The 3,533-nt window shown below is 55.1% G+C and carries 4 protein-coding genes and 1 pseudogene; 4 read left to right on the top strand and 1 reads right to left on the bottom strand.

Annotated elements, in window-relative coordinates; genetic code table 11:
* Positions 1-263 precede the first annotated feature (263 nt).
* From ABNH10_RS06730 to dmeF, 4 genes and pseudogenes are all read left to right on the top strand, one after another.
* Positions 264-962 carry an MBL fold metallo-hydrolase gene (locus ABNH10_RS06730; RefSeq protein WP_349385207.1) on the top strand — a complete coding sequence of 233 codons (699 nt, stop codon included), beginning with the start codon at positions 264-266 and terminating at the stop codon, positions 960-962.
* Entirely contained in the window at positions 959-1,111 is a 153-nt protein-coding gene (locus tag ABNH10_RS06725) for a hypothetical protein (RefSeq protein ID WP_169729147.1), read from the top strand. Before ABNH10_RS06730 ends, ABNH10_RS06725 begins: the two co-directional genes overlap by 4 nt.
* 39 nt (positions 1,112-1,150) lie before the next feature.
* Positions 1,151-1,588, top strand: coding sequence for a protein tyrosine phosphatase family protein (locus tag ABNH10_RS06720; protein WP_008295672.1), 438 nt, complete (start codon positions 1,151-1,153; stop codon positions 1,586-1,588).
* A gap of 251 nt (positions 1,589-1,839) precedes the next feature.
* A pseudogene (gene dmeF / locus ABNH10_RS06715) lies at positions 1,840-2,520 on the top strand (CDF family Co(II)/Ni(II) efflux transporter DmeF).
* 22 nt (positions 2,521-2,542) lie between these two features.
* Here the strand turns inward: dmeF and ABNH10_RS06710 are convergent.
* A partial coding sequence (locus tag ABNH10_RS06710) for a site-specific integrase (protein WP_075195078.1) occupies positions 2,543-3,533 on the bottom strand: 991 nt, incomplete at its 5' end.

Here is a 3,533-nt window from a genome sequence, read left to right as displayed (position 1 = left end):
CATTAATCACATCGCTCCAGGATGGGCTTGAAAACTCGGCTTTTACCTGATTAAAGAACAAGACAGTCCGTGAACGAGGCGTACACAAAATTAAGGGCTGAAGGGAGGTACGCTAACCTCACCAACCAAAAAAAGCAGGGCCTCCCGAAGGGCGTGACACTAGGCATGGCGCCCACTCGCCCTGCGATTGACAGCTACCTTTGCTATTATTACATTTAGTTACACCCTTATATCTTTTAGCGTTTTTCGCAAGGTTGAAATTCATGCTGTTCCGTCAGTTCTTCGACAAAACATCCAGCACCTACACCTATCTCATTGCGTCCGGCCGGGGTCGAGAAGCGCTCATCATCGACCCCGTAAAAGAGTCGACGGAGGCCTATCTTGGGTTAATTAATCAACTTGATCTTAAGCTTGTCCGGGCGATTGATACCCACACTCATGCTGACCACGTCACTGCCCTTGGTGATCTGCGTGACGCCACCCAATGCGTCACCATCATGGGTGAATTTACTAACGCGGAATGCGTATCAGAACATGTATCGGAAGGTGATCGAATTGATATCGACGGCATTCGGTTGGAAGCCATTTACACTCCGGGTCACACTGATGAATCCTTCAGTTTTTACTGGAATCAGGGCGACCAGAAGGCGGTATTCACTGGCGATGTGTTATTGATTCGCGGTAGTGGCCGGACTGATTTTCAGGGCGGCGACCCACGCAAGAGCTACGATTCTATCGTTAACAAACTGTTCCGCTTATCTGACGATACGTTGGTATATCCAGCGCATGACTACAAAGGAATGCTGAGCTCCTCCATCTACGAGGAGAAGCATTACAACCCACGTCTGGCGGGCAAATCGGAAGCCGAGTACGCCCGGATCATGAATAATCTTAACTTGCCCGACCCCAAACTGATGGATGTTGCCGTGCCTGCAAATCTGGCATGCGGAAAGCAACCGTGACGTTTGTAAGCATGGATTGTTACCCAATGGCGCAGCACTCTGCATTGAGTACTGAGTCCGGCCTCGATCGTGCCCTGGCGATAGCGATCCTTGCTGGCATTCTCGCCGGTCTCTTTTTGGATAAACCCAGCCGCTATGAGCTGACATAAACTTATTCAGAAGTTCCCTGAAATTAAAGGAGATATTCGATGGATATCAAACAACTTGATGAGCGCTTTAGTGTAACGGCGCAACCTGGTATTGACGATATTGAACAACTGGCAAACGCGGGTTTCCGCACGATTATTGCCAGCAGAGCTCGAAATGAAACGGACGACCAGCCTGATACCCAAACCCTGAAAAACAAGGCAGAGTCCCTGGGCATGACGTGGTACGAAATTCCAGTCGAACCGGGAAAGTACGCCCCTGAGGATATCGAGGCTTTTGCCAGCGCTTTGCAATCATCCACGGACCCGGTTCTCGGCTATTGTCGCACCGGGAAGCGCGCCATCCACTTGTGGGCCTATGCCAAGGCGGCTCACTATCCGATCGCGGACCTGCTCAGCCAAGCCAGCGCAGCCGGCTATGATCTGGAACCACTGCGGGACGATCTTGAGATATATCGAAATCGGATGGGTCAGAAGTGATCGCGAGATCGTCCCGTTAAAACTGGCCTTAAAATGTCAAAATGCCTTGGTGCCATCCGAGGGCTCACGAGCATGACTTTGTCGTTGATGATCGTCACATCTACTGGCCCAAATAAAAAGGACGCGCCACCCACTGGATAACGCGCCCCACAGTGCTTTCCAGGCTCTACAACTCGCCGGTGTGATTCGCCCCAACGGGGTTGCCGAACTCAAACGCATCGAGCTCGCGGTTCAGTTTCGGTACCGGCAAAGTGAATGCGCTGGGAGGGTTCACGGGCGCCGTACTCCTGGCCGGCTTCGCTCTCTTCATGGTGGTTGAGAGCATTGATCGCTTTATCCATCCGGTCACGATTTCGTTCAACGGCGCTATTTTCGTAGCGATCATCGGACTGATCGTCAACGGCGTGTCGGCATAAATTCTTGGCGACCACCATGACCACAGTCATGCCCACCAGGAAGACGATTCACACCACTCTCATGACCATCACGACCACAACCGCCGTGCGGCCTATTTCCACGTGTTGGCCGATGCGCTCACCTCTGTATTGGCCATCGTGGCTCTGCTTGCGGGTAAATACGCCGGGTGGAACTGGATGGACCCGGCAATGGGTATCGTCGGTGCCATTCTCATTACCCGGTGGTCTTGGGGATTATTGAAAGCCACATCGCGCGTGTTACTCGATCAACAGCAAACCGGTATCCAGCAGGGCGTTAAACGAGCGGTAGAATGCGGCGATACGCGCGTGAGTGATCTTCATGTTTGGTCGATTGGGCCTAACTTGTATGCTGCGATTGTCGCGGTCGTTACCCATGACCCTCAGCCGCCCGGTCATTACCGCGATCGTATCCAAACGGATAACGCATCACTTGTGCATGTGACTGTGATAGTCCATACCTGTCCAATGCATTGCGAACTCTCTCAGGATGGGTAGCCAACCACTGTCATACTAAACATTAATCGGAGCCCTCGATCAGGCTAGCAACTTTGGCCAGCAGGGTGCTTGCGGCGTTGTCCGTAAACTGCTGCCCTTCCTCGATGTAGCCCCGCACCGCCCCGTCATGCTTCCAGCCGCCCTGACGCTTGATCTGCGCAAAGTCGACCTTCTCCCGCGCGGCGGCGGTGGATAAACCGCGCCGGAAGCTGTGACTGCTCAGGGTCGGCACGAAGTCCAGGTCGCAGGTTTCCCCGAGCGCCTTCAGGATACGGTTCACTGACCCGCCTGAGAGGGCTTGGGGTTGCAACCGATCCCAGCGATTGACGGCTCGAAAGACGGGTCCTTCGTGAATGCCCGCGCGCTTTAGCCAGTTTTCGAGGGCACTGACCGGGCAGACCGGCCCGTTGCCCCGAGGCAGGGCCCGCTTTAGCCCCTCACCGTGAGGATCCGTTTTCGAGCGCGGCAGAGTCACCACAAGCCCTTCCGGCTCCCACGACAAATCCTCCACTTCAATAGTCACCAACTCACTGCGGCGAAACGCCCCAAAAAAACCGACCTGCAGCAGGGCCCAGTCGCGATGCTTCTTGAGCGAGTCAGGCTGCTGCTGGAGTGTTTGCAGAAAGACGGCAATGTGTTCGAGGCGCAGCGCCCGGGCTTGCCGTTTCGGCCGACCATGGACGCGACGAATCCCTTCCAACGTTTTGCGCACGCCAGGGTCCCGAGCGGGATCACGCAATCCCTGAGTCTGGTGCCAGCGCCCCAGGGCCGTCAGGTAGACATCCAGCGTGCGAGGATTAAGCGCGACTGCCTGGTCGGACAGGTAGGCCGCCAAGGTCGCCGGCTGTGTCGGTAGACGTCCGCCCCAGCGCTCAAAGCTTCGAATGGCCGCACGGTAGGTTCGGCGCGTGTTGTCCGTGGTGGCCATGTGGATGTACCGATTAGCCGAATCGGCTAACAGGGTCTTTTCCGTATTACGTAATGTGGACCTGGTGGTGGGTTTTGGATCCATG

Origin of the sequence: Alcanivorax sp., assembly GCF_040119285.1 — a bacterium.
Classification (GTDB): domain Bacteria; phylum Pseudomonadota; class Gammaproteobacteria; order Pseudomonadales; family Alcanivoracaceae; genus Alcanivorax.
Note: the sequence above shows the minus strand (reverse complement) of the source record. Positions and strands in the feature narration are given on the sequence as shown.